Below are 25,478 nucleotides of genomic sequence, written 5' to 3'. Positions count from 1 at the left end.
GCTCACAACAGAAAATAAAAAAAGCTCTCTTTAAAACAGCATTTAGCAATGCTTTGTTAAGAACTCTTAGCATTATTTATATGATATTCTGAAAATAAAAGGAACTTGGCATTGCTTACGTCTCTTTTAAGTCATTTGAAATAATACATATTGCTTTTCCTAGAAAGTCTCTAGTAAACAAAAAGCGTCAACAATTATGCTCTTCCTATTTGAAAGCACTCGTACTTATTATTGTTGCCTCTCAGCCTAAAAACATTCCTTCAATAACCCTTGTGGCAAATTCTCCTCCTACAGTAGAAGCACTTATGATGGTTGTGACTAGTCATTTTTCAATCGAGTTATTCTTTAAAAACTCGTGCTTTTTGGAAAGTAGATCATCACCAACAAGCCAAACAGCAAAAAACCAATGTATTTTTTTTCTAAAATGAAGCCATAAAAAAACCGTCTAGCAGCGCTAGACGGTTTTTAAAATATGGTATCTCAATTCCTTATAAAGAACTGTTTGCTTCTTGCTTTTTAAGCTTTGCTTGTTGCTTTAATTTTCTTTTTTCTAATAATGAACCTGTTATCCAGTATGGAATGATAGCAGTCAAGAAAATCATTAGCCAAAATCCTAATGTTAGAATTCCTAAAAATGCTAAAAAGCCTAAGTATTGATCAAAATCGAACATTGTCTATCTATATTTGATTGCAAAGATAGAGACTACAACTTAAAAATTCAAAGACTGGGAGGCATTTATTAACAAAAAACTGTTTATAAGACCAGTTCACGTCTTAATCATCTGTAACTCCGTAGAATTTCTTTTCAAAATCCTGCTTTCGTCTTGAGCTACCCAAGGATAACCTCCTGCTGTATCTGGCGACACCTCTATCCTATCTTGTTATAATTATCTATAATCAGACGATTAAACAAACTGCAGGTTTTATATTTGTTAAAAATTCAACCACATGGAATACAGAATAGAAAAAGATACGATGGGGAACGTAGAAGTTCCAGCAGATAAGCTTTGGGGTGCACAAACACAGCGCTCCCGTATGAATTTCAAAATAGGAGCACCTGCTAGTATGCCGCTAGAAATCATTTATGGATTTGCCTATTTAAAGAAAGCTGCTGCGTATACTAACTGTGATCTAGGAGTTCTTGTAGAAGAAAAACGCGACTTAATTGCTCAAGTTTGTGATGAAATATTAGAAGGAAAACACGATGACCAATTTCCATTGGTGATCTGGCAAACAGGCTCTGGAACGCAGTCTAATATGAATGTGAATGAGGTAATCGCCAACCGTGCGCAGCAACTCGCTGGTAAAACAGTAGGTGAAGGTGAAAAGACCATACAGCCTAATGATGACGTGAATAAATCACAATCTTCTAACGATACCTTTCCTACAGGAATGCATATTGCTTGTTATAAAAAAGTAGTAGAAAACACCATTCCAGGGATTAAACAATTACGCAATACACTGCATAATAAGTCTGTTGAATTTACAGATGTTGTAAAAATAGGTCGCACACATTTGATGGATGCAACACCTCTCACTTTAGGACAAGAATTCTCTGGTTATGTATCCCAACTGGATTTTGGAATCATCGCTTTAGAAAATACGCTAGCTCACTTAAGCCAGCTGGCTCTGGGAGGAACTGCCGTAGGAACTGGACTCAATACGCCTAAAGGTTATGATGTAAAAGTAGCAGAGTATATCGCACAGTTTACCGAATTGCCTTTTAAAACAGCCGATAATAAATTTGAAGCTTTGGCGGCTCACGATGCTCTAGTAGAAACTCATGGTGCCTTAAAGCAAGTAGCTGTTTCCTTAAATAAAATCACTCACGATATTAGAATGCTCGCTAGTGGTCCCCGCAGCGGTATAGGTGAATTGATCATTCCAGCAAATGAGCCTGGAAGTTCTATCATGCCCGGAAAAGTAAATCCTACGCAAGCAGAAGCCATTACTATGGTATGTGCTCGCGTGATAGGTAATGACACAACAGTTACGGTAGGTGGTATGCAAGGACATTTTGAACTCAACGTATTTAAGCCAGTTATGGCTGCAGCTGTGCTAGAAAGTGCGCAGTTGATAGGCGACGCTTGTAGAAGTTTTGACGAGAATTGTGCGGTAGGAATTGAGCCTAACAAGGCGACTATCAAATCCTTACTCGACAACTCTTTAATGCTGGTAACCGCCTTAAATACCAAAATAGGCTATTATAAAGCTGCCGAAATAGCAAATAAAGCACATGAAGAAGGCACCACACTTAAAGCAGCTGCACTAGCCTTAGAATACGTTACTTCAGAAGAATTTGACGAATGGGTAAAACCAGAAGACATGGTAGGTCACCGATAAATTAATGGTGTGGAATAAGGAGTAGGCAATCATAAGCTGCACTCCAATATTCAGGAACCATGACTTTCTTTCCATTATAACTATAAAGCCACTTCAAATTGAAGTGGCTTTATTATAGGAGACGTTTTAAAATGATACAATGCTTACTCTACAAACAATACACTACCAAAAACATCAGCATTGATGTAGCCTTCATCATTAGTGACTCCGTGATTCTTCTTGGAGCCCATAAAATTTTCTCTGCTGTTATTGCCGTCATTATCTCCATAGCCTATGGAAAAGCCGATGCGTTTATTTTTTAAAATTGGAACTGGTATATTTTTGGATGAATTCTCATCAAAACTTTGATCGTAAAGTCGGATGGCCATTTCCCAAATATGCTTGTTAGCCTCTTGCGACCTAGCAACTTGTATATGCTCATCTAAAAAAATAGTTTCTTCTGAGGTGCTTTTATCAATAGCATGTCCTTCAGTAGAGACATGATATGCAAAAGCTTGGTGATTGAATTTATGATTTCCGCCGGATTGATCTTCGTCAATAAATACCTCTACATAATCCCCTTTCCAATAGTTTTCTATACCATTTTTAAGTGTTGGGTTTAAATATTCATCCACTACTTCTACCAATACATATAAATACTCAGCGTCCCAAGCCAATTTGAAGCGTCCGTTATAATCATTCTCATCCACAGGTTCACCCATCCAAACATAGTTCAAACCATACCAATCTAAGTCAGCCCAAATAGCCTCTTTGCTACACCCATCAATTTGTATTGGTGCGGTGGCTTTTTTTGCTTCAAATGTGCCATCAGGTATAGACAGCGTAGCAGCATTTTCTGAACTGGATGAACAGGCAACAGAGGTTGGTAAGCTTTCTTGATTACCCGTATTTTTTGTCCCACAGCTTACCGAAAATAAAAGAATCAGTACACCTATAAATGTTATGGGAATCAAGTTCTTATTCTTCATAGTAAGGGTTCTGTTTTTTTACTAAAGTAGTATATAATCCTACAATAGTAAGGCATGGGTCCACTGCTTCCTTTTTGAAGCTTTGACCTAACAAACTTGACATAGAAAATTTAAAGTCTGGCTTTCTATAGCAACTGAAATTCTTTGGCAATCTAGTTGATGTACCAAATTCATCAGCAGCGGGAGTAAAAGAACAGGCAAAGTTTGATTTTCTAAATCATTTGGGGAATAAATTTTTCGCATAAAAAAAGCCCAAACCATAAAGGTTTGGGCTTTTTTATTCCTTTTCAAATACAATTATTTGATCGCAGCAAATAGTTTTTCTGCTACCAATACCGAGGAGGCAGGATTTTGCCCTGTGATCAAATTACCGTCTTGTAATGCGTAAGCTGACCAGTCAGCGCCTTTAGAATAAATACCGCCGTTTTCTTTAAGCATGTCTTCTACTAGAAATGGCACTACATCAGTAAGTTGCACCGCTTCTTCTTCTGTGTTGGTAAATCCAGTTACTTTCTTTCCTTTCACTAATGGATTGCCATCAGTTCCTTTAACACTTTTCAATGCTGCTGGAGCGTGACATACAAAGCCTACTGGTTTTTCTTGACTGTTAAAAGTTTCGATCAACTTGATAGATGTTGCGTCGTTAGCAAGATCCCATAAAGGTCCGTGTCCACCAGGATAAAATACCGCGTCATAATCTGCAGCATTGACATCTGCTAGTTGATGTGTGGTATTGATGAGCTCTTGAGCTTCTTCGTCTTTATCAAATCTCTTGGTAAATTCTGTTGCTGCATCTGGAGAATCACTACTTGGATCTATAGGTGCTTTTCCACCTTTAGGCGTTGCTAATGTAATTTCAACACCTTTATCTTTTAAGGTGTAGTATGGGCCTGCGAATTCTTCTACCCAAAATCCTGTTTTTTTACCAGTGTCTCCTAGTTGATCGTGTGATGTTAATACAAATAAAACTTTCATATTGTTTTCTTTTTTAAGATTATTACTATTATTTAAATCGGCACTAGTTGCCTTTTCGTTTTGATCTTTACAACCTATTGCTGCAAACAAGGCAAGTACAATAACTGTATATTTTAATTTTTTCAATAGCTTATTTTGTTAGATTAGTCTATGTTGGTAACCATCTCTTCGGTACTCTTTCTTACCTTTTCTAAGTTGACCAACCAGTCTTCTGATGGCTTTCTATAACCTATAGGAAGTAATACTGTAGATCTTAAGCCTTTTGCTCTCAATCCTAAAATCTCATCAACGGCGTCTGCATCAAAGCCTTCCATAGGTGTGGCATCTACTTCTTCAAAAGCAGCAGCAATTAAGGCATGTGAAAAAGCGATATAAGCCTGTTTGGCCGCATGATTAAAGTTTACCTCAGCATCTTGTTGTGGGTAAGTGCTTAAAAGTTGCTGGCGGTAATTTTCCCATCCTTCATTTTTAAAACCACGTTTTGTATTGGTTAAATCAAACATGTAATTGATACGGTCTGCTGTGTAGGTATCCCAAGCTGCAAAAACTAATAAATGAGAACAATCGGTTACGGTGGACTGATTCCAAGCTACAGGCCTAATTTTCTCTTTAACTTCTTGGTTGGTTACCACATAAATTTCAAAAGGTTGTAATCCACTAGATGTTGCTGCAAGTCTTGCCGCCTCTAGTATGTTATCTATTTTCTCTTGTGGCACTTTTTCTCCACTCATAGCTTTTGCCGCGTAGCGCCACTCTAATCTTTCTAATAATTCCATTTCTTTTATTGTTTTTGTTTTTGTTCTCCCAGTATTCCAATCCATTCTTCCAATAATTCCTTTAAATTAATGATATCTGGTAATTCTATATTTGCTGTGAGCAAGGTTTGTAATAATTTTTCAGGTATAGGAATCGCTTCTTTTTTAAGTTCTTTTCCTTTGTCAGTGAGTTGAATAATCACACGACGTTCATCATTCGTGCAACGATGTCGTTCGATAAGATGAGACTGCTGCATTCGTTTTAATAACGGTGATACCGTATTGGTATTTAAGAGTAATTTATCAGTGATTTGATTGACGGTCACTTCATCATTTTCCCAAAGTACCAACAGCACCAAATATTGAGGATATGTAATCCCCATTTTATCTAAATAAGGCTTGTATGATTTAGTCAATAATCTAGAAACCGAATAGATCGGAAAACAAACCTGACTGCTCAATTTTAATTGGTCTTGCTTATTCATCTTTTATTTATATCGTGTGCGATACAAATGTATAACACTTGATCCCGCCTAAAGAATTTAAAGTGTTTAATAAATGTGAAAGTTTGAAGCAGCTATGCTTTATTGGCGATTAATGGAATCAGGTGTAGCAAATTTTTAATTATTTCGCTTTCGCGAAAGCGAGATAGTTCCAGCTTATTGAATAAAGAAACCCTATAAAAGCTCATTTAAGAATGTGATCAACGAGCTACATCCATTTCTCTTCACTACCAATCACTTCATTATTGATCGTGTTGATCAATTTATTTATGGCAACTTCCTCCAGGTATCTAAGACCTCGTGTTCCAGCGGCACTATGAAGTTTAAAGTGTGCTTCTCTTCTGCGTTGTAAAAAAACACTACGCCATTTTTCTACCGCTTGAGTTTTAAAAACTGGTGAAATAATGATTTGCGGGAAAATCCATCCTTTCTTAAAAACCACAAAATCATCATCTTTAATGACTTTACTATTCTTCCCATACATGAAGGCTGCAAAAACTAAAAAGAATGAAATAGCGATCACCAGCCCTATTCCCGCATATGCTTCAAAATAAACACCAGCTCCTATTAGTGGTATTGCAACTACAGAAATGACATAAAACGCCAATCGAGCATAAGAAAAAGGATTGCAATGAAGTTCTTGCTCCGTTTCTTCCACCGGTTGTTTAAAAATCAAATGTTGTAGTAAAACCCTATGTTCTTCTTTACAAGCGGGTACAGAAACACTGCCCAACTTGTTGTCGGTAGATTGTGCTTGATATATTTGAGCCGTCTGAAAGTTTAGTAGTTTTCTCAATGGATTGGAATGGAATTCTAAAATCTGAACTTTACTCAGTGGTATTTTAATTTCATTTTTATTAAAGAGCCCCATTTTCACTTCGAGATCGGTTCCTTTTTTAACAATACTAAAATCCCAATATTTATTGATGGCCAATAACATGCTGATCACCACTGAGAAAAACAAGAAAGAAATCACAGCGGCAACGGCAAGTCCTATACTTGTTCCTGAAACAACATTTTCAAAAGAGAATTGCTGCAGCCATTCTCCAAAATATTGTTCTACTATATCTTTTATTTTGTACCAACTACCAAAGGCAACTCCAATTGCGAGACCTCCACTTTTCAAATGATTTTGAGTAATTCCTACTTTTAAAAGATCAAAAATACTCAATTGGAGAATCGCAACTTCTGTCTTGTCTTGTAAGGTTTTGTTGGAGTGTTCATACGCAGCGCTTAAATGCCCCTCTTCTGTATCGGATTCCTGTTCTCCTTCAGAAGTATGTTTAAAAATACTTCTCTCATTTGCAGTTGCTTCACTAACTTCCTCAACAATCTCCTCTTTGCGTTCTTGAAGCAGCTCCTTGAATTGGCTAGCAAAGGATCGCTCTAGTCCTGGGATTTCCAACTCCTTAGTTTTGGATCCAGCCGTATCTACCTCTAGAGAAACAATTCCTAAAATACGTTGTACCACATTTTGATTGATATTGATAGACTGAATGCGTTCTAAAGGAATTGCTTTTCGTTCCTTTTGCAAGAATCCTTTTTGAATAATCAATTCATCATCTTCTATGTGAAAGGTAAAATAAAGGTATTTAAGAACAGGAGATAGCAGTGACATCACCGCAATAAAAGCGATAAAGGCGTTCATGTACCAGCCATATTCTCCCATGGATTTCGTTCCAATAGCGGCAAACAAAAAGTAAAGAATCAAGCCTTTTATACTCTTGAACAAGTAGAATAGAATGATCTTTTTGCTCTGCCTTTGGGGTGTAGTTAAATCAAGCATGTACCGACAGTTTTCCAGAAATATAGTCCTTTAATTTTGCAGCGTCTTCAGGGTCCAGCCCACTAATGCTCAAATCACTGGCGCTTCCACCGGCTGTAAATATGTCCAGTTCACAAAGTTTAAACAAGCGATCTATAGGACCGTGTTTGATTTCTGTATGTTGAATTCTATTAAAAGGAACGGTCGTTTGACTGTGGAACAACCAGCCTTTTTTGTAAGTAATATCTTGTTCTCGCAATACATAACCCCTAACAAAATACTCTTTGTACGCTAAAAAAACAGTTGTTAAGAACAAGAATAACCATGCTGCTAGTGCTGCTTTCCACAACCAAGCTTTATCTTCTACTAGAAAGTACAACACCCCTACACCCACTAGCAAGGGCAAGAAAAAGATCACTTTGGAGATCAGTTTTTTGTTTAAAAATCTTTTGGGATGTTTTTGGAAATCAGCTTCTTCTATGTTCGGTAATCGGTCAGCGAGGATTTGATCGTTTGTCATTATGCTTTGTTAGTGTATAAATGTACTACTAGTTAACCTTTCGCACTGCAATAAGCGCAGTATTAACTTTATTCATTTCAAAATAAAGAATAAAAGCGGAAACCACAACAATAGCCTTAAAAGAAAAAGCTTCTGTATCCTTTACAATCCGTGTCCTATTTATAAAAAATCAACAATCAGAAAGTGCCACATTAACAGCAAGTCCTCCTTCACTGGTTTCTTTATATTTAGTATTCATGTCTTGTGCCGTTTGCCACATAGTTTCTATGACTTTATCTAATGGTACTTTGGCATTTTTAGCATCTGTATCTAGTGCCATCTCACAGGCATTGATCGCTTTAATAGCACCCATCGCATTGCGTTCAATACAAGGGATTTGGACTAATCCACCTATAGGATCACAAGTTAATCCTAGGTGATGTTCCATGGCGATTTCACTAGCTATAAGTACTTGAGCTGGTGTGCCACCCATAAGCTCTGTTAATGCGCCAGCAGCCATGGCACTGCTCACTCCTATCTCTGCTTGACAGCCACCCATTGCAGCACTGATGGTAGCTCCTTTTTTGAAAAGGGCACCTATTTCCCCTGCAACCAATAAAAACTTCTTGACGTCATCAAAGTTGGCATCGTGATTTTCAATGGTCATATAATACATCATTACGGCAGGAATTACTCCGGCACTTCCATTGGTAGGTGCGGTAACCACACGACCTAAAGAGGCATTTACCTCGTTAACAGCAAGGGCAAAACAAGAAACCCATTTGAGAATTTCTCTAAACTTCACCTCTGTATTGCGTATGGCTTCTACCCACTCTTCTTTATTGGTATAAGGTGTTCCCTTTTGCAAACGCTCATGGGTATCAAAAGCCCTTCTTCGTACGTTGAGACCGCCAGGAAGTATTCCTTCTGTATGACAACCGGTATATATAGAGTCTAACATGACGTCCCAAATTTTACGAAATAGCTCATCGATCTCTTCTGGGCTCCGAAGGTATTCTTCATTTTGCAGAACAACCTGTGAAACTGACATTTGATCACGTTCACAATAAGCCAGTAGTTCGCTTGCCTTTTCAATAGGTCTTGGGAAACACTCAAAAAGAGCCACTTGTTTTGCAGATCTTTTACGCTCTTTTTGCACAAAAAAACCACCTCCTATACTGTAATAAGTCTCAAAAACAACCTTTTCATCATTTAAGATGGCTTTAAAGCGAAATCCATTGGGATGGAAAGGAAGAAAGTTACGATGGAAATGAATCTGTGTTTTAGGATCGAAGGAGATCAAATGAACCCCGTCGAGTTGCAATAACTTTTGATTGGTTATATAATCTATAATTTCAGGGATTTCATCAATCGCACAAGTCTCTGGATCTGCGTTAGTGAGTCCTAAAATACAAGCGAGATCTGTGGCATGTCCTTTACCCGTTAAGGATAAGGAGCCGTAAAGGTCCACTTCTATGGATTTCACCAATTGCAATCTATTTTTGTCTTTCAGTTTGGCTAAAAAATGACGCGCCGCACGCCACGGACCTAAGGTGTGGGAACTGGAGGGACCAACACCTATTTTAAGCATGTCAAACACGCTGATGGCTTCAATTTTAGCAGGAGAATTTTGTGTCATTATTATACCAAATTAACTCGGTAAAAGTAAACATAAAGCATATAGAAAATAAAAGTATTCTACCTAATAGTAAGAAAGCTTGTCATCGATTCTGCTCTTCAACAGAATGACAATTAAGTCTCGTATCTGTTGCGAAAGAACTGGGAAATCTTATTGTCCTTACATCAATAAAAGCTCCGCAAAGGATGAATTTGCATTCTTCCTTCTCGGCTATCCCCTCATAAACAGATGCATGATAAGGAAAATCAATTCCATTAACTTTTGTAAGAACTCTATGCAATTTCGCCAGGAGGTGCGGTAACCTATGACTTTATTTATTTTGAGTCCTGCAATAATAATTATTTTACCGCCTGCTCAGATTTGAATTGCTGATAGCAGTCAACCTGCTTGCTGCCTGTTGAGACTGTAAACTAAATAGGTTGTCCTGATCTCGCTTTCGCGAAAGCGAAACCATTATAAAAGGCGTCTACCACACTACTATCATGACGATTGTGACAGTCAAAATGACATCATGTCATTAGAATTGTCATGGCACAAACATTGACTTAACGAGAATGTAAATAAATCGAATCTTAATTAAAATAATTTATAATGAGTAAAATAATAGGAATAGACTTAGGTACGACTAACAGTTGTGTTTCTGTAATGGAAGGAAGCGAGCCTGTAGTAATACCTAACGCAGAAGGAAAAAGAACTACCCCATCAGTTATCGCCTTTGTAGAAGGTGGTGAGATTAAGGTAGGTGATCCTGCAAAAAGACAAGCGGTAACCAATCCAACAAAAACAGTTGCTTCAATCAAGCGTTTTATGGGTAACAAATACAGCGAGTCTACAAAAGAAGCTGGACGTGTACCTTATAAAGTAGTAAAAGGTGATAACGATACTCCACGCGTGGATATCGATGGCCGTCTTTACACGCCACAAGAATTAAGCGCAATGATTCTTCAAAAAATGAAGAAAACCGCTGAAGATTATTTAGGATACGAAGTAACTGGAGCAGTAATTACTGTACCGGCTTATTTTAACGATTCTCAACGTCAAGCGACTAAGGAAGCTGGTGAGATCGCAGGTCTTAAAGTAGAACGTATAATCAATGAGCCTACTGCTGCTGCACTAGCTTACGGATTAGATAAAAAAGATACCGATCAGAAGATTGTAGTATTTGATTTTGGTGGTGGAACACATGATGTTTCTATCCTAGAATTAGGTGATGGAGTTTTTGAAGTACTTTCAACTGATGGTGATACTCACTTAGGTGGTGATGATGTAGATCAAAAAATTATCGACTGGTTAGCTGATGAGTTTAAGGCTGCTGAAGACATCGATCTTAGAAAAGATCCAATGGCTTTACAGCGTCTTAAAGAAGCTGCAGAAAAAGCTAAAATTGAGCTTTCTTCAAGTGCACAGACTGAAATCAACTTGCCTTATGTAACTGCTACTGCTAGCGGACCTAAGCACCTTGTAAAAACATTGACCAAGTCTGCTTTTGAAAAATTGATCTCAGACTTAGTAAAAAGAACTATCGCTCCATGTCAGACCGCATTGAAAAACGCTGGCCTTTCTACTGGAGACATTGACGAGATTATTCTTGTAGGTGGATCTACTCGTATTCCTGCTGTACAGGAAGCTGTTGAGAAATTCTTCGGTAAGAAACCATCAAAAGGAGTAAACCCTGATGAGGTAGTTGCTGTAGGTGCTGCTATTCAAGGTGGTGTATTAACAGGTGATGTAAAAGACGTTCTTTTACTAGATGTTACTCCACTTTCCTTAGGTATTGAAACTATGGGTGGTGTGATGACTAAATTAATTGAGTCCAACACGACCATCCCAACTAAGAAGTCTCAAGTATTCTCTACGGCTGCAGATAATCAACCAAGTGTTGAGATTCATGTGATCCAAGGAGAGCGTGCTATGGCAAATGATAACAAGACCATCGGTAGGTTCCACTTATCAGATATTCCACCATCAAGAAGAGGTACTCCACAAATTGAGGTAACCTTTGATATTGATGCTAACGGTATCATAAAAGTAAGTGCTGAAGATAAAGCGACTGGAAAGAAACAAGATGTACGTATCGAAGCTTCTTCTGGACTAAGCGAGGAAGAAATCGAGAAAATGAAGCAAGATGCTACTGCTAATGCTGATGCTGATAAAAAAGCAAAAGAAACTGTAGATAAGTTAAACGCTGCAGATCAAATGATTTTCCAAACAGAGCAACAATTGGAAGAATTTGGCGAGAAGCTACCTGCTGACAAAAAAGCTCCTATCGAAGAAGCGCTTAACGAATTGAAAGCTGCTTATGAGTCTAAAGACTTAGCAGTAATCGATCCAGCACTAGAAAAACTAAATAAAGTTTGGACAGCTGCAAGTGAAGAAATGTACAAAGCACAAGCTGATGGTCAAGGTGGACAACCTGGCCCAGATGCTGGAGCTGACACTTCTGACGACTCAGACTCTACAAGTGATGTAGAAGATGTAGACTTTGAAGAAGTAAAATAAGTTAACAGTTTTTAGTAACCGTTAAAATTTTATATCAAGAAAGACTCTGATTCATTTCAGGGTCTTTTTTATTTCTACCTATTTAAAGATGCGTTGATTGTGATTCGTCCTAACAAAGAGTCGCATAAAAGTATAACCGTTACCTTCAAGGCAATGGCACTATTCACCAAGAATAACAGTAATTTAGCTCTTGTAATAAGAAACTGGTTTTATCAACTGTATGCAGACACTTCTCCATTATTTTTTACACCTTGTTTTCCCATTGGGAATCGCTTTGGTGTTTTTTAATAAAGAATGGAAGAAAGCCTACTTATTTTTACTTCTAACGATGCTGGTAGATTTGGACCACCTTCTCACCTCTCCGGTTTTTGATGCTGACAGATGCAGTATTAATTTCCACCCTTTACATTCGTACTATGCTATGGTCTTTTATGTGGGACTGTTGTTTTTACGCAAGCCTTTTCGCATTCTAGGAATCGGACTCCTTTTCCACATGTTTACAGATCTAGTAGACTGTTTGCTGACTTACCAAAACTGTAAAGACTGTCTGGCAACATCTCCTGCCCTAAATGTTTTAGAATTTATTTCCAGTTGGAAGAGTAATTAATTTTCATTTCATGCCACTCTTCCAAACATGTCGAAATTTGCCCTCTTATAAGTCCTAATAAATTAGAACCAAATGAGCAAAGCCTTAAAGAGTAGGGTTCAAAGAAATAGCTAATGAATTAAATACATCAGATAAAGCTAATTCCTTAAAACATTGATTAGTTAAGCTTTCGCGAAAGCGGAACCCAACAACTAAGACTTGTACTCTAGTTGTAAAAACAAGTATTATCTGTTTCTTCACAAAGGATTAAGACATCATCGCCCAGGAGAACCATATAAAAACTTTAATTTTACTACTCGAAGCTATTTGACAAAAGAGGAACTATTTTTATTCTTTTCCTTTCATATAATCCATATTCATTTCAACTTTAATACAACATACATGCAAGATTTAAAAGGTAAAAATGCGATCATCACAGGGGGTAACCGTGGTTTAGGAAAAGCTACAGCAATAGCATTTGCTAAAGAGGGAATAAACGTAGCCATTACTGGTAGAGATGAAGTAGCTTTAAAAGCAACGGTTAGCGAGTTAGAACATCTAGGTGTCCAGGCCACTTATGCCGTGTTTGATTTAGGTAATTATAAAGAGGTTCAAAAGCATATCAAAACCTTAGTTTCTGATTTGGGTGGTGTAGATATTCTAGTAAACAATGCGGGTATTGCGGCTTTTGGTACGCTCAACGATATGGATGTGGACCGGTGGAGTCAGATCATACAGACCAACCTTATGGGAATGTATTATATCACTAAAGAAGTCCTGCCTTATTTGATCGATCAAAATCACGGTGACATTATCAACGTTTCTTCTACCGCAGGATTGAGTGGTAATGCCAGTACCTCGGCTTATTCGGCTTCTAAATTTGCAGTAATCGGGATGTCAGAATCCTTGATGAAAGAAGTACGTAAAAACAATATCAGAGTTTGTACGCTTACACCTAGCACCATTGCAACAGACATGGCGGTAGATTTAGGAATAGCAGATAAAGATTCTGAAGACAGTGTATTACAACCAGAAGATTTTGCCGAGTTAGTAGTAGCAGGATTAAAACTACCTAGAAGAGCCATGCTTAAAGCTGCTTCTCTTTGGTCCACAAATCCGTAGTTAGTCTAACTATGGAGAATTTAATTAAAAATCAATAATAACTTTGACCTCTATGGAGATAAAGACAAAGCTTGCCGCAAATTTAGAAGTATCAAGAATCGTTCTGGGAATGTGGCGTTTGCTCGACTGGAATAAAACCGATCAAGAATTACTTTCTTTTATTCAAGAGTCTATAGAAACTGGAGTAAGCACTTTTGATCATGCTGATATTTATGGAAATCATGAATGTGAAGCGGCTTTTGGAAAAGTGATGAAAAATGAAAGCGCATTGCGCGACCAAATGCAGCTGGTTACTAAATGTGGCATCAAACTCAACACCAGTAAATTTCCAGAGCGCAAAGTGAAATATTACGATTACAGCGCCTCTTACATTGTTTCTCAAGTAGAAGAATCCCTTAAAAACCTGCAAACCGATTATATAGATGTGTTGTTATTGCACCGACCATCACCTTTTTTTAATCCTGAAGAAGTGGCAAAAGCTTTTGATCAATTAAAGTCTAGCGGTAAAGTGCTTCATTTTGGGGTTTCTAATTTTCTCCCATTGCAATTGGAGTCCTTGCAAGCCTATGTGGAGGAACCACTGGTCACGAACCAAATCGAGATTTCTGCTTACTCTTTGGAGCATTTTGAAAACCAAAACCTAGATTACCTGATCTCCAAAAAAATACGTCCTATGGCCTGGTCGCCTCTTGCTGGTGGTGAACTTCTAACTCCCAAAACCGAGAAAGGAGCCAGACTGCTTCAAGCCGTAAAAATAGTAGCTCAAGAACTAGGGGTTTCCCAAACGGAACAAATCTTGTACCAATGGCTATTGATGCATCCATCTGGCATCATTCCCATATTGGGAACTGGTAAGATCGAGCGCATTCAAACAGCCGTAGACTCCTTCCAAATTAAAATGTCACTAGAGCAATGGTTTCAAATTTATATTGCTTCGACGGGTAAAGAATTGCCTTAGGAAAAGTTTCAGGAAACCTATAAACTAAAGGCTTTTAAATGCCGTTAAAGCAATCTGTTGCAGTTTTTGAATACTCGCACTTGATGACGACCATTCATTTCCTCCCTACTTCTCAGTTGTATTCCGATAAAAGAGGTTATTAAAAGTCCGCTTTCGCGAAAGCGAGAACAGCATAAACAATTCCTTGTATCGTACCTTTGTCTTCTAAATCAAAAATGTGGCAAGAGTTCCAGCATCTATAAAAGAACAGAGTAAAAAGGGAAAAACATTCTCTTTCAGCGCCTTAAAAACCTTACCCAGATTCTTTAAAGAAATCTGGCGTGTCAGTCCCAAGCTTTTTGTGACCAACTTTATCGCTAGACTCCTTACTGCACTGAGTCCTGTTATCTTGTTGTGGGTAGGAAAACTGATCATTGATGAGGTTATTTTACAAATCTCACTCGATGAAAAAGACCTTAACCAACTCTGGACTTATGTTGCGATCGAATTAAGTGTTGCTGTCCTAGCCGATTTGTTAAATAGATTGATCAACCTTACCGATGGATTGATAGGTGATTTATATTCCAATGCCTCTTCAGAAAGAATCATTAGGAAAACAAACGAACTGACTTTAGAGCAATTAGAAGATCCTGACTTTTATGACAAACTAGAACGCGCCAGACAGCAAACCAGCGGTCGCGTAGGATTGATGAGTGCTTCCTTAAGCCAGATTCAAAGTGTTATTTCCATAGGATCCTTAATCGCAGGTTTGATCTATTTTGAACCCTTATTGATCATCCTTTTGGTATTGAGTATTATTCCGTCCTTTATCAATGAAGCCAAATTTAGTTCTCACCGGTATTCAGTTGCTCGCAGCTGGACCGCCGAGCGTCGTGAACTGGATTATTTGCGTTTTATAGGAGCCAATAATCAAACAGCAAAAGAGGTCAAGCTTTTTGGCCTGACCGATTATATCGCCTCGCGATTTAAAAAGCTGTCTGGCGATTACTATGAAATCAATAAAAAGCTTTCTTTAAAGCAAAGTCTGTACGGTTCCTTGTTTAATATTTTAGGGATTTTGTCTTATTATGGGGCTTACATCTTTATTATTTTTAAGGTAATTTCAGGGACTCTTTCTATAGGAGAATTAACCTTTTTATCTGGATCATTTAACCGTTTGCGAAATAACCTTCAGGGGTTCTTTTCCAGATTTACTGCCATTTCTGAAGGTTCCCTTTATTTAAGAGACTACTTTGACTTTTTAGATATACAGGTCACAGATCAGGCAATCTCCACTACTCCACTTCCCGAGCGTATTCAAGAAGGCTTTGAAATTAAAAATGTGCATTTTGGTTATGCAGGTAGTGACACAGATGTATTGAAAGGAGTGAGTTTTAAGATCAAAGCAGGAGAGAAAATAGCATTTGTTGGACAGAATGGTGCAGGGAAAACAACATTGATCAAATTGATCTTGCGATTTTATGAACCTACAAAAGGAGAAATATTGCTCGATGGAGTCAACATTGCACAATTTGACAAGCAAGAATACCGAAAACGTTTTGGTGTTATTTTCCAAGACTTCTTTAAGTATGAATTTAGCTTACGCGAGAACATAGCCGTAGGAAATATAGACGAGCTTTCTAATGATTCTATGATCAATGATGCCGCACAACGCAGCCTGGCAGATCAAGTTGTTGCCGTAATGAAAGGCGGTATCGATCAACAGTTAGGAAGACGCTTTGCAAAAGGTCAAGAATTGAGCGGTGGACAATGGCAAAAGGTAGCCCTAGCTCGTGCCTATATGAAGGATGCTGATGTTGTCGTGCTCGACGAGCCTACCAGTGCACTAGACGCACAAGCCGAATACGATGTTTTTGAACGTTTTATTGGGCTTACTAAAGGAAAAACCAGTATCATCATCTCACACCGATTCTCAACAGTACGTATGGCAGATCGTATTTTAGTACTCGAAGATGGTCAAGTCGCTGAAATAGGAACCCATGAAGAACTCATGGCTGCTCCACAGCTGTATGAGCAGCTGTTTAATTTACAAGCTGCTGGTTATCAATAAACAGTTCTTTTATTAAAGAATAGCTGCTCAATTTTTTATGTAATTCAATTTATAGAACACCTTTCACTCCATTAAAATGAAAAACACACTCCTTTTGATAGTTATAATTGCAAGCAGTTCCTACGCCAGTTCTCAAAACTTGCATCTCTATGGGGGCGCAGATTATACCGAATATCTAGGCTGTATGGATTGTTCTAGATTTGACAGCAAGTCCATCTGGAATGCTTTTGGGGATTACGGAAGTAGTTTTAGCAAGACTTCCATATGGAACGATTTAAATAATTATGGAGATCCTAATAACCCCCTGTCACCATGGAACAGCGTTTCAAACAAAGCTCCAAAAATTATAGACGATGTTGGGAAGTTCCAAGGCTATCTGACCGCAAACCCTTCGGAAAAAGAACGTTCTAACTCCAGACTTGCAACAGAACTGACTAAGAATTATAAAAAAATTCCCGGAGATTTAGGGAAATGGTACAAGAAGCTGGTAGTGGATTATAGTAAGATGTAAGAGGATTTTATGTGAGAGGGAAAAGGTTACCCGATGCTGCCCTAATGCTTAATGATATAAATCAAAAAAGGTCGAGAATTGCTTCTCGACCTTTTTAATCTATTAGAAATTATTTTTAACTACAATTTCTTTGCATTCTTTACCTTTTGCTTAGTAAGGGCTAGTTCTAATACATTGCTCATATCACTTACATAATGAAAGGTCAAGCCTTTGATATAATCGGCTTTGATTTCTTCAATATCTCTTCGGTTTTGCTCACAAAGCAGGATCTCTTTAATTCTAGCGCGTTTTGCTGCAAGAATTTTTTCCTTGATACCACCTACTGGTAATACCTTACCTCTTAGTGTGATTTCTCCTGTCATCGCTAGACTTTTCTTCACTTTACGTTGTGTAAACAAGGAAACTAATGAAGTTAACATGCTCACCCCTGCACTAGGACCGTCTTTAGGAGTAGCTCCTTCAGGCACATGAATATGTACGTTGTATTTTTCAAATACCGAGCTGTCTATTCCCAATTCTTCGGAGTTTGATTTGATGTATTCCATCGCAATGGTTGCGCTTTCCTTCATCACTTTACCGAGGTTACCTGTTATGGTAAGCGTCCCTTTTCCTTTAGAAAGAATGGATTCAATAAAAAGAATATCCCCACCTACTTGAGTCCATGCCAGTCCTGTAACGACACCGGCAACATCATTGTTTTCATACTTATCACGTTCCATTCTAGGGGACCCCAATACTTTAATAACTGTATCGTTGGTCACTTTAAGATCGTAATCTTCTTCCATAGCAATACTTTTTGCTGCATAGCGTACCATTTTAGCAATTTGCTTGTCAAGAGATCTCACACCACTTTCACGTGTGTAACCTTCCACTATTTTTTCGAGCTGTGGCATTGCAATCTTAAGATGGGACTTGTCTAGTCCATGTTCCTTTAATTGCTTTGGTAATAAATGTTTTTTTCCTATTTCTACCTTTTCTTCTATCGTGTAACCCGTCACATTGATAATCTCCATACGATCACGCAATGCAGGTTGTATGGTATTTAAGCTATTACTCGTCGCAATAAACATTACTTTACTTAAGTCAAATCCCATTTCTAAGAAGTTGTCATAAAAGGAATTGTTTTGCTCTGGATCTAATACTTCCAGCATCGCACTAGAAGGATCTCCATTATGGGAGTTGCTCAATTTATCAATCTCATCCAGTACAAAAACTGGATTTGAAGTTTTGGCCTTTTTAATGCTTTGTATAATACGTCCAGGCATCGCTCCTATATAGGTTTTACGGTGACCACGTATTTCAGCTTCATCTCTCAATCCACCTAAGGAAATACGAACGTATTCTCGTCCTAGCGCCTCTGCTATAGATTTACCTAGAGAAGTTTTACCAACTCCTGGAGGTCCGTATAAACAAAGTATAGGTGACTTCATATCATTACGCAATTTCAAAACAGCGAGGTGTTCAATGATGCGTTTCTTTACTTCGTCTAGACCGTAATGATCCCGATCTAAAATTTTTACGGCGCGTTTCAAGTCAAAGTTGTCCTTAGAAAACTCATTCCATGGCAGATCGAGAATAAGGTCCAAGTAATTGCGCTGTATGGAATACTCTGCTACTTGCGGATTCATACGTTGCATTTTAGCCAATTCCTTTTCAAAATGCTCCTTTACATGATCATCCCATTTCTTTTTCTTAGCACGCTGGCGCATCTCATCCACTTCTTGATGAGAAGAAACACCGCCACCCAACTCATCTTGAATGGTCTTCATTTGCTGATGCAAGTAATATTCCCTTTGTTGCTTATTGATATCAGTCTGCACTTTGGACTGTATATCGTTTTTAAGCTCTAATTTTTGACGTTCAATATTCATAAAACGCAAGGTTTCCAGTGCGCGCTCTTTTAAATCATTGATTTCAAGTACTTTTTGCTTTTCCTCTACCTTCAGATTCATATTAGAAGAAACAAAATTCACTAAAAAAGAATCGGACTCAATATTCTTAATAGCAAAAGATGCTTCACTGGGAATATTGGGACTTTCTTTGATGATTTCTAGAGCTAGTTCCTTGATCTTTTCAATAATAGCAATGAATTCAGGGTCTTCCTTTACTGGCCGTACATCTGGAAGGTCTTTAGCCACAGCAGTGATAAAGGGTTGCTCTGTAACCATATCGCCCATTTCAAAACGCTTTTTACCTTGAATAATTACAGTCGTATTACCATCAGGCATTTTGAAGATCTTCAAAATTTTTGCTACCACTCCAGTCGTGTGCAGGTCTTCAATGGAAGGCTCTTCGACATCTTCGTCTTTTTGAGCTACCACCCCTATAGATATGCCTTTTTTATTGGCATCCTGTAATAATTTAATGGAACGATCTCGCCCTGCAGTAATAGGAATTACCACACCAGGAAACAACACCATGTTGCGCAAAGGCAATATGGATAAGGTTTCTGGCACGTTTTCGTTATTCATTTCTTCCTCGTCCTCACTGCTCAATAAAGGGATAAACTCCGCATCTTGATCAAATTCTTGGAGTGACAAGTTGTCTATTGAAAATTTCTTTGGTTTGAACATATCTTTTTCAGTCGCCACAATGTCATATAGACTGTTGGCTTTTATTTTTAATAATTAATTTTTGTACGATGTCTGTAACTGTTTCGCTTTCGCGAAAGCGGAATTACAACACATAAAAGCCACATTATCAAACTACTAAATAGTCTTATAGGCTCTAGTAAAAAGCTATTCCACACATTCCACTACATACTACTCTAATAAATTTCAAATTCCTTGCCATGAAGTGTAACATACTGGAATAAATTGCATCTTTAAAGCGTAACACTGACCAAGTGACTTTAACAATAACTGAAATAGAACTTTATAAACACTGTGAACAAGGCGATCGCAAGGCACAAATGCGTGTCTATGATCAATATGCTAAGGGAATGTACCATGTCGCGTTTAGAATTGTCAAAGACAGCGCACAAGCCGAAGATATTATGCAAGACAGCATGATCACAGCTTTTGCAAAGATGTCACAATGGAACCGTGAAGCGACTTTCGGCTGCTGGTTAAAAAGAATCGTGGTCAACAATAGCCTGACACACTTAAAGAAAGTAAAAAAAATGCCTAAAATAACTTATGATGATGTCGCCTACGAGATGGAACAACAAACAGATGTGCAAATCGATATGGAAGCTGCTGGAATGACGGCTAAAAAAGTACTCCAAGTCATGAAGTTACTAAAAGATAATTACCGACATGTTTTAACGCTAAGCCTAATTGAAGGTATGGATAATGATGAAATATGTGAGATTATGGGAATGTCAAATGCCATGTGCAGAACCACGATCTCAAGAGCAAAAGAAAGCCTGAGAAATAAAATGCAACTGATATGAAAAAGGACATGAAAGAATGGTTTGCAGAACAAGATTTTAACACAGAATCATTGCCTAGCGGCCACAGAAATAGATTTTTAGAAAAGCTGGAAGCAGCTTGTGAAGAAAAAGGGAATCCAGAAAGTGACGTGATCCTCATGGAAACACTCCCTTTTGATAAAGCTAAGAAAGATGTAAAGGTGATCCCTATAAACTCCTGGTTGAAGTGGTCGCTAGTTGCCGGACTGGCTGTTTTATTAGGATTTACAGGAATGCGCCTGGCTCCTACCACAGCAGTAGATAACGGACTTTCTAGTGTGTCACCAGAAATGGCGCAAGCACAAGACTTTTTTACAACAACTATCCAAGAAGAGTTAGAAAAGCTTAACAAAGAACAAACACCAGATACAGAGCGCATCATCGCCGACACTAAAACCGCATTGAATAAATTAGAATTGGATTACCAGTCCATCAAGGCCGATTTTAAAATAAACAACGATAGTAAAGCGGTTATCGCTGCGATGATTCAAAATTTTCAAAATAGAATCGATTTATTAGAAACTGCTCTGGAGCAAATAGAACAACTGAAAAATTTTAAAGAACAAGAAGATGAAACATTTATATAAACTAAGTATCCTGCTGTTTTTACTTCCAGCACTGCTTGTAGCCGGTCCTGAAGACGGGAAATATACCAAGTCCAAAAAAATTAATAAAACTTTTAACGTCAACAAAAATTGTCTGGTAGCTATTCAAAACGAATTCGGTAGTGTGAGCATTACTACCTGGGATTCTCCTATTGTATCTATTGATATTACTGTTGAAGTAAGTGGTGATAATGAAGATCGCGTTATCGATCAACTCAAAGGTATAGATGTAGATTTTCAAGCTAGTGCTTCTAAAGTAAGTGCTATAACTGATGCTGAACACAACTCTAACAACAGTGGCGGTTTATGGAACTTATTATTTGGTAGCGATTCCAACCGAAGCTCTAATATGAAAATAGATTACATCATTAAGATGCCGGTTACCGCTTCACTAGATCTAAGTAACGACTATGGCGCGGTGATTCTCGATAGATTAAAAGGTCGTGCCACGATCAAATGTGACTTTGGAAGACTGGACATAGGACAACTCCTAGCAGAAAATAATGATCTTAAATTTGATTATACGAATAACTCACACATAGATTATATGAAGTCTGGAAACATAAAAGCCGATTTTAGTGGCTTCGAACTTTACGGAGCAGAAAAAGTAACTTACGAAGGTGATTATACAAAAGCTAGCTTTCACGATGTGAAAATTCTTGATTTTAATGGAGACTTTTCTACATTACTAATAGATGAGGTGATCAAACTAGTGGGACGTGGAGATTATACTACCATAAAAATAGGAAACATCAATGAGCTAGTGAATTTAAATACAGACTTTGGATCCATAAGTATTGCAGAGCTAGGACGTGATTTTAAAGAAGTCACTATTAAATCAGAATACACAGGAATAAAAATCAACTATCATCCTGAGGCCTCTTTTAGATTTGACATTGACACAGAGTATTCCAGCATCAAACTCTCTGATGATCTAACGGTAACAAGTTCTAAAAGTGGTAGTACCGACAAGCAAAAATCTGGTTATAGTGGTCAGAAAGGCGGCACAGCATTAATAAATATTAGATCTAGCTTTGGCGGGGTCACTCTAAAGAAAGTCAACTAGTTAGTGAACTCAAAATAAAAACTAAGTAAAAGATAACAAACTAAAAAAGGACAATATCATGAAACAAATCCTCCTACTACTTATAGCTATTTTAGCAATCAATACTGCAAACGCCCAATGGTGGAGCAGTAATAAACGCATCGATGGAAATGGCCTAATCGTAACAAAAGTATTTAATACATCTGATTACGACAAAATCTCTGGCCGAAACAGTCTTAACATTGTCCTTGTAGAAGGTGAAGAAGGAACTATAACAGTGGAGGCAGAATCTAATATCATGGAGCACCTCGAAGTTGAAGTAAAAGGGGACCGACTAGAAATAGGAATTGAAGATGGCTACAATATCAATACACGTAAAGGAATTCAAGTTAGGGTTCCTGTAAAAAATATCAGTAGTTTGAGCATGGCTGGAAGTGGAGATATTAGAAGCCTTGTAAAGCTCAAATCTAGAAGTATGCATATTTCTATAGCTGGAAGCGGCGATATTGATGTAGAAGTAACCTCAGAAAAACTTCGTGTAAGCATTGCTGGAAGTGGTGATGTGAAATTGAGCGGTCGTACCGAGCATCTTGATGCAAGTGTAGCTGGAAGTGGTGATATTTCTGCGTTTAATCTTAAGGCAAATAATGTAGATGCTTCCATTGCTGGTAGTGGTGACGTATCTGTCTATTGCAATGGTGGAGAACTTCAAGCCTCCATAATAGGTTCTGGAGATTTAAGATATAAAGGAACTACAAGCAAAATTAAAAAAAGCATTATGGGTAGTGGTGATATTACAAAAATGTAATGTACCCGATAAAATAACATGAAAAACCCCCAAATCAACAAAATGATTTGGGGATTTTTTTTTCAAGAATAAAGGTGTTTATTTCAAATCAAAACGATCTAAATTCATCACTTTATACCATACAGCGGCAAAGTCGTTCACCATTTTTTCTTTACCGTCGTTACTGGCGTAGACTTCGGCAATAGCTCTTAATTCTGTATTAGAACCAAAAATAAGGTCTACACGTGTACCTATCCATTTTAAATCTCCAGTCTTGCGATCGCGTCCTTCAAAAAGCAACTCAGCACTTGATTTTGATTTCCAAGTAGTGCTCAGATCGAGAACATTGATAAAGTAATCGTTTGTTAAAGTCCCTGGGGTCTTTGTAAATACGCCGTAGTCAGAATGATCATAGTTGGTATTCATCGCCCTTAACCCTCCTATAAGAACAGTCATCTCAGGAACTGAAAGGGTTAAAAGATTTGCTTTATCAATTAATAAATCTTCTCCAGCTGCCTTTTGCTCATTACCTAAAAAGTTTCTAAAGCCATCTGCTCGTGGTTCTAAGTAACTGAAGGACTCCACATCTGTTTGTTCTTGTGTGGCATCACCTCTTCCTGGATGAAAAGGAAGAGTAATATCGTATCCAGCATCTTTTGCTGCTTTTTCAACAGCGGCATTTCCTCCTAAAACTATAAGGTCTGCCATAGAAACTTGTTTATCTCCTATTTGAGATTTGTTGAAATCAGATTGCACTTTAGTCAGCACATCAAGTACCTTTTGTAATTGTTTAGGATTATTTGCCTCCCATTCATTTTGAGGTGCTAGTCTTATACGACTTCCATTTGCACCACCACGCTTGTCACTGTCTCTATAGGTAGCTGCACTTGCCCAAGCAACAGAAACCAACTCTTGCACCGATAAACCAGACTCCAAAATTTGGAATTTTAAGTGTAAGGTTTCTTTTTCATCTATTAATGCATGAGTGACAGCAGGAATAGGGTCTTGCCATAATTCTTCTTTTTCAGGCACCTCTGTACCTAAATATCTAGAAGCTGGCCCCATATCTCTATGTGTTAATTTGAACCATGCTTTTGCATAAGCATCTTCAAATTCTTCTTGATTTTCTCTGAAATGCTTAGAAATTCTCAAGTATTCTGTATCGGTCTTCAAGGCTATATCTGCTGTAGACATCATTAAATCTTGACGTTTTGAAGAGTCAGCTGCCTTCGGAGCTTGATCGGCATTAGAAGCTGCAGTGGGTTTCCATTGGTGGGCACCTGCTGGACTTTTAGTTAGTTCCCAATCGTAATCTAGTAATACTCTAAAGTAATCGTGATCCCATTGATCTGGGTGAGGAGTCCATGCGCCTTCTAATCCACTGGTAATGGTATCATCACCTACCCCACTTTTAAATGTATTTTTCCAGCCTTTACTCATTTCTTCAATAGGTGCTCCTGCTGGCTCAGCTCCAATATATTCATCAGGATCTGCAGCACCGTGGGCTTTTCCAAAAGTATGACCACCAGCAACTAAGGCTACCGTTTCATAGTCATTCATTGCCATACGGCCAAATGTTTCTCTAATGTCATGTGCACTTCCCATCGGGTCAGGTTGACCGTTAGGACCTTCTGGATTCACATAAATCAATCCCATATGCGCCGCACCTAACATTCCTTCTAACTCACCGTTTTCATACCTATCATCATTTCCCAACCATTTGGTCTCGCTGCCCCAGTAAATATCTTGTTCTGGTTCCCAAGAATCCACTCTTCCTCCTGCAAAACCAAGCTTTTTTAATCCCATAGATTCCATGGCTACATTCCCTGCTAGTATCATAAGGTCTGCCCAAGAAATGTTTTTACCATATTTCTGTTTGATAGGCCATAACAGCAATCTTGCTTTGTCAAGGTTTCCATTGTCTGGCCAACTATTCAAAGGTGCAAATCGTTGATTTCCTGCACTAGCACCTCCACGTCCATCGCCTACTCTATAGGTTCCAGCACTATGCCACGCCATTCTAATAAAAAAACCTCCGTAATGTCCGTAATCAGCTGGCCACCAATCTTGAGAATCTGTCATCAAATGAGTTAAATCTTTTCTTAAAGCATTCATGTCCAAACTATTAAAGGCTTTTACATAATCAAAATCAGGGTCCATAGGGTCTGATTTTGTTGCGTTTTGACGCAGGACATTAAGCCGTAGTTGGTTAGGCCACCAATCGTTATTTTTAGTTCCTTGTCCAGCAGCATTGCGAGAAGGGTCTCCCATAAATGGGCATTTTGCAGCTGAAGACTGATTGATATCCCATACAGGAGTTTTATTAGCGTCGTTAGCATCCATAAGGTGAATTTTTACAGTTTGTTATAGGTATAAAGTTAAACAAAATAAAGGATTGATGCTATATCATTTATTATTTCTGACTACGATGACATAACTAAAAACTATCGTTATTA

The 25,478-nt window shown here is 38.0% G+C and carries 21 protein-coding genes; 11 read left to right on the top strand and 10 right to left on the bottom strand.

The window, feature by feature from the left end:
* Positions 1-488: 488 nt before the first annotated feature.
* Complete coding sequence (locus tag CW736_RS10200; RefSeq protein WP_101013840.1) at positions 489-671, bottom strand: hypothetical protein; 183 nt, start codon at positions 669-671, stop codon at positions 489-491.
* Positions 672-948: 277 nt separating this feature from the next.
* On the opposite strand from CW736_RS10200, the gene fumC reads away from it, so the two are divergent.
* Positions 949-2,343 (top strand): class II fumarate hydratase, encoded by a 1,395-nt coding sequence (gene fumC / locus CW736_RS10195; RefSeq protein ID WP_101013839.1) that lies wholly within the window; start codon positions 949-951, stop codon positions 2,341-2,343.
* A 143-nt stretch (positions 2,344-2,486) separates the two neighbouring features.
* Here the strand turns inward: fumC and CW736_RS10190 are convergent, their stop codons facing one another.
* From CW736_RS10190 to CW736_RS10155, 7 genes are all read right to left on the bottom strand, one after another.
* A complete protein-coding gene (locus CW736_RS10190; protein ID WP_101013838.1) occupies positions 2,487-3,311 on the bottom strand; it encodes a sugar-binding protein in 825 nt (274 codons plus the stop codon).
* 297 nt (positions 3,312-3,608) lie between these two features.
* Positions 3,609-4,412, bottom strand: coding sequence for a type 1 glutamine amidotransferase domain-containing protein (locus CW736_RS10180; protein WP_232735345.1), 804 nt, complete (start codon positions 4,410-4,412; stop codon positions 3,609-3,611).
* A gap of 17 nt (positions 4,413-4,429) precedes the next feature.
* On the bottom strand, positions 4,430-5,062 hold the full coding sequence (locus CW736_RS10175; protein WP_101015114.1) for an NAD(P)H-dependent oxidoreductase: 633 nt from the start codon (positions 5,060-5,062) through the stop codon (positions 4,430-4,432).
* A 5-nt stretch (positions 5,063-5,067) separates the two neighbouring features.
* Complete coding sequence (locus CW736_RS10170) at positions 5,068-5,526, bottom strand: MarR family winged helix-turn-helix transcriptional regulator (protein WP_101013836.1); 459 nt, start codon at positions 5,524-5,526, stop codon at positions 5,068-5,070.
* A gap of 226 nt (positions 5,527-5,752) precedes the next feature.
* Positions 5,753-7,330, bottom strand: a complete 1,578-nt coding sequence (locus CW736_RS10165) for a PH domain-containing protein (RefSeq protein WP_101013835.1) — start codon at positions 7,328-7,330, stop codon at positions 5,753-5,755.
* Positions 7,323-7,829 (bottom strand): PH domain-containing protein, encoded by a 507-nt coding sequence (locus CW736_RS10160; RefSeq protein WP_101013834.1) that lies wholly within the window; start codon positions 7,827-7,829, stop codon positions 7,323-7,325. Before CW736_RS10160 ends, CW736_RS10165 begins: the two co-directional genes overlap by 8 nt.
* Before the next feature lie 169 nt (positions 7,830-7,998).
* On the bottom strand, positions 7,999-9,447 hold the full coding sequence (locus CW736_RS10155) for an L-serine ammonia-lyase (protein ID WP_101013833.1): 1,449 nt from the start codon (positions 9,445-9,447) through the stop codon (positions 7,999-8,001).
* Positions 9,448-10,038: 591 nt separating this feature from the next.
* Here CW736_RS10155 and dnaK point away from each other — a divergent pair.
* The 6 genes from dnaK to CW736_RS10125 all read left to right on the top strand — a co-directional run bounded on the left by dnaK (position 10,039) and on the right by CW736_RS10125 (position 17,173).
* Entirely contained in the window at positions 10,039-11,946 is a 1,908-nt protein-coding gene (dnaK, locus tag CW736_RS10150; RefSeq protein WP_101013832.1) for a molecular chaperone DnaK, read from the top strand.
* 220 nt (positions 11,947-12,166) lie between these two features.
* Positions 12,167-12,553, top strand: a complete 387-nt coding sequence (locus tag CW736_RS10145) for a DUF6122 family protein (RefSeq protein WP_101013831.1) — start codon at positions 12,167-12,169, stop codon at positions 12,551-12,553.
* A 381-nt stretch (positions 12,554-12,934) separates the two neighbouring features.
* A complete protein-coding gene (locus CW736_RS10140; protein WP_101013830.1) occupies positions 12,935-13,654 on the top strand; it encodes a 3-ketoacyl-ACP reductase in 720 nt (239 codons plus the stop codon).
* 52 nt (positions 13,655-13,706) lie between these two features.
* Positions 13,707-14,612: an aldo/keto reductase family oxidoreductase gene (locus CW736_RS10135; RefSeq protein WP_101013829.1), complete on the top strand. Its 906-nt coding sequence runs from the start codon at positions 13,707-13,709 to the stop codon at positions 14,610-14,612.
* A 217-nt stretch (positions 14,613-14,829) separates the two neighbouring features.
* The gene (locus CW736_RS10130) at positions 14,830-16,662 is read left to right on the top strand and encodes an ABC transporter ATP-binding protein (protein WP_101013828.1); all 1,833 of its coding nucleotides are present in this window, start codon (positions 14,830-14,832) and stop codon (positions 16,660-16,662) included.
* A gap of 76 nt (positions 16,663-16,738) precedes the next feature.
* Positions 16,739-17,173, top strand: a complete 435-nt coding sequence (locus CW736_RS10125) for a hypothetical protein (RefSeq protein WP_101013827.1) — start codon at positions 16,739-16,741, stop codon at positions 17,171-17,173.
* A gap of 119 nt (positions 17,174-17,292) precedes the next feature.
* On the opposite strand, the gene lon is transcribed toward CW736_RS10125, so the two are convergent.
* Positions 17,293-19,746 carry an endopeptidase La gene (gene lon / locus CW736_RS10120; protein WP_101013826.1) on the bottom strand — a complete coding sequence of 818 codons (2,454 nt, stop codon included), beginning with the start codon at positions 19,744-19,746 and terminating at the stop codon, positions 17,293-17,295.
* Positions 19,747-20,018: 272 nt separating this feature from the next.
* Here lon and CW736_RS10115 point away from each other — a divergent pair, with 272 nt between their 5' ends.
* The 4 genes from CW736_RS10115 to CW736_RS10100 are packed head-to-tail and all read left to right on the top strand — an operon-like array spanning position 20,019 to position 23,043.
* Positions 20,019-20,567, top strand: coding sequence for an RNA polymerase sigma factor (locus CW736_RS10115; protein ID WP_317044394.1), 549 nt, complete (start codon positions 20,019-20,021; stop codon positions 20,565-20,567).
* Positions 20,564-21,172: a hypothetical protein gene (locus CW736_RS10110; protein WP_101013825.1), complete on the top strand. Its 609-nt coding sequence runs from the start codon at positions 20,564-20,566 to the stop codon at positions 21,170-21,172. Before CW736_RS10115 ends, CW736_RS10110 begins: the two co-directional genes overlap by 4 nt.
* The gene (locus CW736_RS10105; RefSeq protein ID WP_101013824.1) at positions 21,156-22,256 is read left to right on the top strand and encodes a hypothetical protein; all 1,101 of its coding nucleotides are present in this window, start codon (positions 21,156-21,158) and stop codon (positions 22,254-22,256) included. Before CW736_RS10110 ends, CW736_RS10105 begins: the two co-directional genes overlap by 17 nt.
* A 58-nt stretch (positions 22,257-22,314) precedes the next feature.
* Complete coding sequence (locus tag CW736_RS10100; RefSeq protein ID WP_101013823.1) at positions 22,315-23,043, top strand: head GIN domain-containing protein; 729 nt, start codon at positions 22,315-22,317, stop codon at positions 23,041-23,043.
* Positions 23,044-23,121: 78 nt separating this feature from the next.
* On the opposite strand, the gene katG is transcribed toward CW736_RS10100, so the two are convergent.
* Positions 23,122-25,365 carry a catalase/peroxidase HPI gene (gene katG / locus CW736_RS10095; protein ID WP_101013822.1) on the bottom strand — a complete coding sequence of 748 codons (2,244 nt, stop codon included), beginning with the start codon at positions 25,363-25,365 and terminating at the stop codon, positions 23,122-23,124.
* Positions 25,366-25,478 lie beyond the last annotated feature (113 nt).

Origin of the sequence: Nonlabens sp. MB-3u-79, from assembly GCF_002831625.1 — a bacterium.
GTDB lineage: Bacteria > Bacteroidota > Bacteroidia > Flavobacteriales > Flavobacteriaceae > Nonlabens.
Note: the sequence above shows the minus strand (reverse complement) of the source record. Positions and strands in the feature narration are given on the sequence as shown.